At 72.6% G+C, this 7,536-nt stretch carries 7 protein-coding genes; 6 read left to right on the forward strand and 1 reads right to left on the reverse strand.

The window, feature by feature from the left end; translation table 11 throughout:
- Window positions 1-1,287, reverse strand: a 1,287-nt coding sequence (locus GWI24_RS36625) for an SGNH/GDSL hydrolase family protein (RefSeq protein WP_247617378.1), incomplete at its 3' end; no start/stop codon positions are given.
- A gap of 262 nt (window positions 1,288-1,549) precedes the next feature.
- Here GWI24_RS36625 and GWI24_RS36630 point away from each other — a divergent pair.
- From GWI24_RS36630 to GWI24_RS36655, 6 genes are all read left to right on the forward strand, one after another.
- On the forward strand, window positions 1,550-2,872 hold the full coding sequence (locus tag GWI24_RS36630; protein ID WP_374103383.1) for a DUF445 domain-containing protein: 1,323 nt from the start codon (window positions 1,550-1,552) through the stop codon (window positions 2,870-2,872).
- Window positions 2,873-2,964: 92 nt separating this feature from the next.
- Window positions 2,965-3,747: a class E sortase gene (locus GWI24_RS36635; protein ID WP_210950354.1), complete on the forward strand. Its 783-nt coding sequence runs from the start codon at window positions 2,965-2,967 to the stop codon at window positions 3,745-3,747.
- Window positions 3,748-3,983: 236 nt separating this feature from the next.
- Window positions 3,984-4,304 carry a DUF6412 domain-containing protein gene (locus GWI24_RS36640; RefSeq protein ID WP_210950359.1) on the forward strand — a complete coding sequence of 107 codons (321 nt, stop codon included), beginning with the start codon at window positions 3,984-3,986 and terminating at the stop codon, window positions 4,302-4,304.
- Window positions 4,305-4,451: 147 nt separating this feature from the next.
- Complete coding sequence (locus GWI24_RS36645) at window positions 4,452-5,111, forward strand: membrane protein insertase YidC (RefSeq protein ID WP_210950355.1); 660 nt, start codon at window positions 4,452-4,454, stop codon at window positions 5,109-5,111.
- 138 nt (window positions 5,112-5,249) lie between these two features.
- Window positions 5,250-6,116: a fumarylacetoacetate hydrolase family protein gene (locus GWI24_RS36650; RefSeq protein ID WP_210950356.1), complete on the forward strand. Its 867-nt coding sequence runs from the start codon at window positions 5,250-5,252 to the stop codon at window positions 6,114-6,116.
- 214 nt (window positions 6,117-6,330) lie between these two features.
- Window positions 6,331-7,536 (forward strand): hypothetical protein (locus GWI24_RS36655; RefSeq protein WP_210950357.1); only part of this gene is annotated, 1,206 nt, incomplete at its 3' end.

Below are 7,536 nucleotides of genomic sequence, written 5' to 3' on the forward strand. Positions count from 1 at the left end.
GTTCAGCGCCCGCGCCATCGCCCGGTAGCCGTCGTCGCTGGGGTGCAGATGGTCGCCCGAGTCGAACATCGGGCGCATCCGCAGCGGGCTGATCGGGTCGCGCAGCGCCTTGTCGAAGTCCACGACCTCGTCGAAGACCCGCCCGGCGCGGATCTGCGCGTTGACCTGCTCGCGCACGGCGTCCAGCCGGGGGGTGTAGCCGCGGTGCCCGTAGAAGGGCGTCAGGGTGGCTCCGATGACCCGCAGGCCCCGGGCGTGGGCCTGCTCGGTCAGCCGCTTCAGACCCCCCACGATCCGGTTGGGGTCGGTCTGGTGGGGGATGCGGAGTATGTCGTTGACGCCCAGCTCGATGATCACGGCCTTGACACCCGTACGGGACAGTACGTCGCGGTCGAAGCGGGACAGCCCGCTGGGGTTGTTGGGCGGGAACTGCGTGCCGTCGCTCAGCACGCGGTTGCCACTGATGCCCTGGTTGAGCACGCCGAAGCGGGGTGCCCCGGGCTCGCTGCGCAGCCGCTCGGAGAGGAAGTCGGTCCACCGGTGGTTGGCCCCGGCGGTGGAGGTGATGCCATCGGTGATCGAGTCGCCCAGCACCGCGACCGCGCCCTCGGCCTGCTTGGACCACACGTCCACGCCGGTCAGATAGCGCCAGTACGGGCTCTGCTGGGTGTAGGCGGCGCCCGCCGTGTCCTCCGTACGGTCGCCACGCGCCATGTACGACGTCTGGCGGGCGTGCGGATGGTAGGTCACGGAGCCGGACGCCTGCGGGGTGTAGGTGGTGACCAGCAGATCGGCCGCGTCCGGGACGGCGAGCCGCACCGGGTCGCTGGTGGCGGCCTTACCGGGCGGGATCGTCACCCAGGTGCGGTTGTTGAAGCTGAGACGGCGCATGGTGCCGGCGGCCGCGGTGGGGTTGCTGGGCGCGGCGGCCAGCGCCACCGAGGCATGCGTGATCGTCAGCGGACGGCTGCTGTAGAAGTTCGAGAGCTGGATCCGGGTGCTGGTGCCGCCGATGCTGGTGTGCACCACGTTCCGTATCGACATGCCCGAGAGGCCACCGCGCAGCGTCCTCGGCTCGGCGGCCGCGGCCGAGGTCGACCAGGTGCCCACCCAGGCACCGGCCGAGGCCGGGGCGGCCGAGCCGCGGGCCCCCTGCGCACGGGGGTCCGAACCGCCGTCGTCACCACCGAGCCCGATGAATATCGCGGTGGAGAGAAGGATCACCACAGCCGCCAGCGCAGCGAGCACGGCATACCCCGTGCGTCTGGGCATTGGGGGCACGCTCATGGGCGGGTTGTCTCCTCGGGCAGACGGAGCCCGAGGCTCCGGAAGTGGACGGGAACGGCGGGTGGTATCCGGCAATGCCGATGCGGTCCGGTCGGTCTCTCATGATCCCATGATGAGACCCGGCTCCGCCCGTCGGCCTGCCCCCAATGTGCTGGGTCGCTCCCCCAGACAGACGACGGGAACTCACCGTTCGTTCCACACATGGGCCACTGAGACCGGAAAGAGACAATGCATGGGGAGACGGGTCGACCAGGTGGAGCGTATGGAGCGAAGAACGACCGGTGAGACGGCGGCCCCGCCGTCTCGGGGCGCGGCTGTGCCCTTCGTCACCGACAGCCCCCTCGACGTGGAGCGGCGACGCGGAGTGCGCCGGATGAAGGCGTTCGCCACCGGGCTGCTGGTCGGCGTCGCACTGGTGTACGTGCTCGCCACCTGGGCGCGGTCCTCCGGCATCGGTGGCTGGCCCGGCTATGTGGCCGCGGCCGCCGAGGCGGGCATGGTGGGCGCCCTGGCCGACTGGTTCGCGGTCACCGCGCTCTTCCGGCGGCCCATGGGGCTGCCGATTCCCCATACGGCGATCATCCCCACCAAGAAGGACCAGCTCGGGGTCAGCCTCGGGGAGTTCGTCGGGGAGAACTTCCTCTCCGGCGGCGTCGTACGGATGCGGCTGCGCGCGGTCGGCATCGGCAGCCGGCTCGGCACCTGGCTCGCCGAGCCCGAGCACGCCGACCGGGTGACCGCCGAGCTGGCCACCGCGCTGCGCGGCGCGCTCACGGTGCTGCGCGACTCCGATGTGCAGGCGGTGGTGGGCGAGGCGATCACCCGCCGGGCCGACAGCCAGGAGGTCGCGCCGGGCCTGGGCAAGCTGCTGGAGCGGGTGGTCGCGGACGGCGGCCACCGCCGCGCCGTGGACCTGGTGTGTCTGCGCGCCCACGACTGGCTGGTGGAGCACAACGACTCGGTGATGCTGGCCGTGACCGGCGGCGCCCCCGGCTGGACGCCGCGGTTCGTGGACCGCAAGGTCGGTGAGCGCGTCTACAAGGAACTGCTGCGCTTCGTGACCGAGATGCGCGATATGCCGGACCATCCGGCGCGCGGCGCCCTGGACCGCTTCCTCACCGACTTCGCCGGGGACCTGCAGTCCGACACCGACACCCGGCTGCGGGTGGAGCGGGTGAAGAGCGAGGTGCTGGGGCGCGGCGACGTCCAGGACCTCATCGCCTCGGCCTGGGCCTCGGTGCGGGCGATGATCGTCGCGGCGGCGGAGGACGAGCGCAGCGAGCTGCGGCAGCGGGCGCGGGCGGCGATTCTGTCGCTGGGCAGGCGGATGATGACGGACCGACGGCTGCGGGGCAAGGTCGACGGCTGGCTGGAGGACGCCGCCGTCTACGTGGTGACGACGTATCGGGACGAGATCACCTCGCTGATCACCGAGACGGTGGCGAGCTGGGACGCGGACCACACCTCGCGGAAGATCGAGGCGCACATCGGCCGGGATCTGCAGTTCATCCGGATCAACGGCACGGTGGTGGGTGCCCTGGCCGGGCTGGTGATCTATACGGTCTCGCGGGCGCTGGGCGGATAGTTCGCGGGTGGCGGGCGGTTGGCTCGTGGCGCCGGGCGGATTGCCGCGCCGCGGCTCTGGAAGGTGTGCGCGGCCTGGCCTATGGTGCGCGCGTGCGACGTCGTGGAGGGCGTGCCGTGCTCGCCCGGGGGCTGTGGACGGCCGGTGAGCTCGCCGTCACCCTCGGGGTCGTGGTGCTGCTCTTCGTCGTCCACCAGCTGTGGTGGACCAACCGGCAGGCGAGGGCGGGCGCACGGCACGCGGTGTCGGTGCTGGAGCGGCGGTGGCAGGACGGGGCGGAGGAGTCCGCGACGCCGACACCGGGGGCGACGCGATCCTCCGATTCCGCTCAGGGGGACGGCCGCGACCGTGACCGCGACCGTGACCGGGCGACCGGGAGCGGCGCCGGGGGCCAAGGGCCGCGCCGGGACCAGGCGTACGCGGTGCTCCGGATCCCGCGTATCGGCCTTACGGTGCCCATCGCCGAGGGCATCAGCCGCGCGGCGGTGCTCAACAAGGGCTATGTGGGCCACTATCCGCGCACCGCCCAGCCGGGCCAGGCGGGCAACGTCGCCCTCGCGGGCCACCGCAACACCCACGGCGAGCCCTTCCGGCAGCTGGACGAGGTGCGCCCGGGCGACACGGTGCGCATCGACACCGCCGACGCCCGTTTTACGTACGTGATCGAGCGCACCCTGCCGCGCACCTCGCCCGCCGACGGCACGGTGATCGCGCGGGTGCCCTACAGCTCCGCCCACCCCCGCTACCGCTACACCGAGCCGGGCTACTACCTCACGCTGACGACCTGCACCCCCGAATTCACCTCCCGCTACCGCCTGGTGGTCTGGGCCCGGCTGCGGACCGCCGCCCCACGGGATGCCAGCGGGGGCCACTAGGGGGGCCGACGGATCGTGACGCCTGTGGCGGGCTGTTTCCCTCCCCGCCCCTTCCCGCAACTGGGGCTCCGCCCCAGACCCCGGGTCTGGAGTGGAGCCCTGCCACGCGGCGGAGCCGCATGTCGATACAGCCCCGCGCCCCTTCAGGGCGTCCCCGAACCGCAGCCGACTTCCGCCGATCTGCTTAGACTGGCGGAGCCAGGAGGGGAGACCGGCCGGGAGAGGGGGACGTGACGGTGTCGCGCCGACTCGAAGCGCTGCGGACGCATCTGGGCGTCTGCCTGTTCCTGCTGACCGGGGTTCTGCTGGCGCAGAGCGGGGTGGTCAGCGCCGTCGCCCTCGCCGCCACCGTCGCGACCACGACCGCCGTCGCCGCCGCGCTGACCATGTGCGCGATCCTCGCCTCCCGCGGCCGAATACCCGTCCCCGCCGGGCGGATTCGCACCGCGATACGGGACCGGGAGCGCCGTACGGCGTTCCTGCCGCAGCGGGATCCCGATGCCGCCGGACGCCCAAGGCCCCGAGCGCCGGGCCGTCGCCCGCCGACGGCCGCGTAGGCGCACTGCTTTCAGCCCCTCCGGCGATTGAGGAGCGGGGTCCGGGGGGGAACCCCGGAAGCTCCAGGATCCGTATTGCCGCGCCACGCGGCTCGTCACGCCGATGTCCATCTCACTCCGGCACGACGAGACCCGCGGAGGGCTCCCATGTCCCTTTTCTCTTCCCTCGGCTCCCTGTTGACCACGATGGCGGACGGCCTCGATCCGCTCTTCGGCGCGTCCGCGGCGGCGGCCGCCATTGTTCTGTTCACGCTGTGCGTCCGCGCCGCGCTGCATCCCCTCGCCCGGGCCGCGGTGCGCGGCGAGAAGGCGCGGGCCGCGCTCGCGCCGAAGATCACGGAGCTGGGCCGCAAGCACCGGGACGACCCGGAGCGGATGCGGCGCGCCATGGCGGAGCTCCAGACGAAGGAGGGCGCGTCACCGCTGGCGGGGTGTCTGCCGACGCTCGCCCAGCTTCCGGTCTTCTTCGTCATGTACCACGTGTTCTCCACCGGCAGCGGCGCCGGAGACCTCCTCGACCACACGCTCGCCGGGGCCCCGCTCGGCGCCCACTGGGGCGGGGTGCTCAGTGGCGGGCCGGGCCTGGTCTACCTGGGGCTCTTCGCGCTGATCGCGGCCGTGGCCACCTGGACATATCTCCGCAACCGTAAGGTGACCGTCCCCGGGGCGCCCGGGGTGGCCCGGGCGCTGCCGCTGCTGTCGTTCGGCACCCTCGTCACCGCCGCCGTGGTCCCGCTGGCGGCGGCGCTCTACCTGGCGACCAGCACGACCTGGACGGCGGTGGAGCGGGCCCTGCTGCACCGCTGACGGCGGCATCCGCCGCGGTCACCCTTGAGACCGATGTCCCAGTCCGTGAACGAGGTCTTGCGGGCTGGACGCCCCTGAAGGGAGGATCAATCGGCCGGTAGGCGCCTCGCACCGGCCTGTGACCTCGGGAGTCTTGGGATGAAACTGCTGCGAGTCGGACCGGCGGGCGCGGAACGCCCCGCGCTGCTCGATCAGAACGGCACCCTGCGCGATCTGTCCGCCCTGGTCCCGGACATCGACGGCGCCCTCCTCGCCGATGAGGCCGCCCTCGCGCGGGTGCGCGCGGCGGCGGCCGCCGAGGGGGACGACGCGCTGCCCGCGATCGAGGACGGCGGGGTGCGGATCGGCCCGCCGCTCGGGCGTATCGGCAAGATCGTGTGCATCGGGCTGAACTACCACGACCACGCCACCGAGACCGGCGCGAGCATTCCCGAAGAGCCGATCATCTTCATGAAGGCCCCGGACACGGTCGTCGGCCCCGAGGACACGGTCCTCGTCCCGCGCGGCAGCGTGAAGACCGACTGGGAGGTCGAACTCGCCATCGTCATCGGCCGCACCGCCCGCTACCTCGACTCCGACGAGGCCGCCCTCGCCGCGGTCGCGGGCTACGCGGTGGCCCACGACGTCTCCGAGCGCGCCTTCCAGATCGAGCGCGGCGGCCAGTGGGACAAGGGCAAGAACTGCGAGACGTTCAACCCCCTGGGCCCCTGGCTGGTCACCGCCGACGAGGTCCCCGACCCGCAGGCCCTGGGCCTGCGCCTCTGGGTCAACGGCGAGCTCCAGCAGAACGGCAGCACGGCGGACCAGATCTTCGGCGTGGCCCAGGTGGTCCGCTACCTCAGCCAGTTCATGACCCTCTACCCCGGCGATGTCATCAACACCGGCACCCCGGCGGGCGTGGCCATGGGCCGCCCCGAGCCCAAGCCGTATCTGCGCGCCGGCGATGTCGTCGAGCTCGAGATCGACGGGCTGGGCCGCCAGCGCCAGGAGTTCAAGGACGCCTGACCATCGACGGCGTCGGGGCCACTCGGGCTCACTTGCCCGAGTGGCCTGCCTTCTCGGGCGTCTGAACACCCGCCGCGCGCCGAACCGGTCCGCGAGCGCCTACCGCTTCGGTCAGGACCGAAGCGGTAGCGGAACGGGCCCATCCGATGCTGGAACCACGTGCTCACGGTGAACGTCTTTCCCCGGATTCCTGATCACGGTGGAGTGTGAAGCAGTGGTGGATACGGGGGCCGTCTCCTTCGCGGCAGGCGTGGCGAAGGGCGTGGCGAGAGCTGTCGCGCTCGCCGCGCTCGTTCTGGCGGTGGCGGGGGCCACCGCGGTCATGGTGGCTGTGCCGTCCGCGCGGGCGGACGACCGCCCGGGGCAGGTGCGCGTCGAGGATCTGCCCGCCGACACCTATGTTCCGGAGCCGGGCAACGACGAACGGTCGATGGACCTGGCGTTCTCCGTCGTGCCGAAGCGGGCGGGGCGGGTCACGGTGGTCATCGACACCTCACGGCTGGCCGGAGTCGCCACGGTCCGCCGGCTGAGTGATTCCTGCCGCCGCGAGGGCGCCCGGGTGACCTGTTCGTACCGCGTCTGGAACAGCGGGCAGCCGAGCACCGTACGTCCCTTCCGGCTGCGCCCGGCGGAGGGGAGCACGCGCGGCGACCACGCCCGGGTCACCGTACGCGCGTCCCAGGACGGTTCGGCGGCCGCGGGGAGTACCGCGGTGATCGTCGGGGTGCCGAAGCTCACCGTGGGCGGGCGGGGCAGCCTGAAGCACCTGCGGCCCGGCGCTCCGCTGCCGCTCCGGGTGGCCGTGCGGAACGAGGGCGGGATCCCCGCGCGCAACGGCTTCGGCATCGCGGTCGGCGCCGGCGGGGACCAGAGGATCACTCCGAGGTACCGCAACTGCCGTAAGGAGGGTCCCGACCTCGATCCCGAACTGCGATGTGTCTTCGGGCGGTCGCTGAAGCCGGGTCAGTCGTCGGCCACGGACGGGCCCCTCGGAGTCACCGCGTCGAAGCGGCGGTTGTACAGCAACCTCTCCATCACCGTCTACGCCCTCGGCAGCCCTGACGACCCCGCGTACGACCCCGACGAGCGTGACGAGGAGCCGTACCCCACCACGCCGGGCAAGGGCCGGCCGCTCGGGCTGACGGACGCGTCGGCGGACCGCGGTCGGTTCAGGGAATCCCTCAGCGAGGCCACGGTGGGGCTCGACCGGCACGTGGACTTGGACGCGGTCGCGCGGCCCGCCCGGGGCCGGGTCGGCGAGACGGTGCCCGTCCGGGTCGGCGTACGGGCGCGGGGGAACGGAGACCTGGACCTGTCGTACTGGGATCAGAGCGCCTGGTCCGTGCGGTTCACGGCGCCCCGGGGGACGCGCATCGTGGGCGGGCCGGAGGACGACGGACAGCCGCTGTGCACCATCCGG

This window comes from Streptomyces sp. MK37H, assembly GCF_018035285.1.
Taxonomy (GTDB): domain Bacteria; phylum Actinomycetota; class Actinomycetes; order Streptomycetales; family Streptomycetaceae; genus Streptomyces; species Streptomyces endocoffeicus.

Bases quoted from the DNA above. Each gene is read 5' to 3' on its own strand.
- GWI24_RS36630 (WP_374103383.1), top strand. From the start codon at position 1,550: ATGGAGCGAAGAACGACCGGTGAGACGGCGGCCCCGCCGTCTCGGGGC.
- GWI24_RS36645 (WP_210950355.1), top strand. From the start codon at position 4,452: ATGTCCCTTTTCTCTTCCCTCGGCTCCCTGTTGACCACGATGGCGGAC.
- GWI24_RS36650 (WP_210950356.1), top strand. From the start codon at position 5,250: ATGAAACTGCTGCGAGTCGGACCGGCGGGCGCGGAACGCCCCGCGCTG.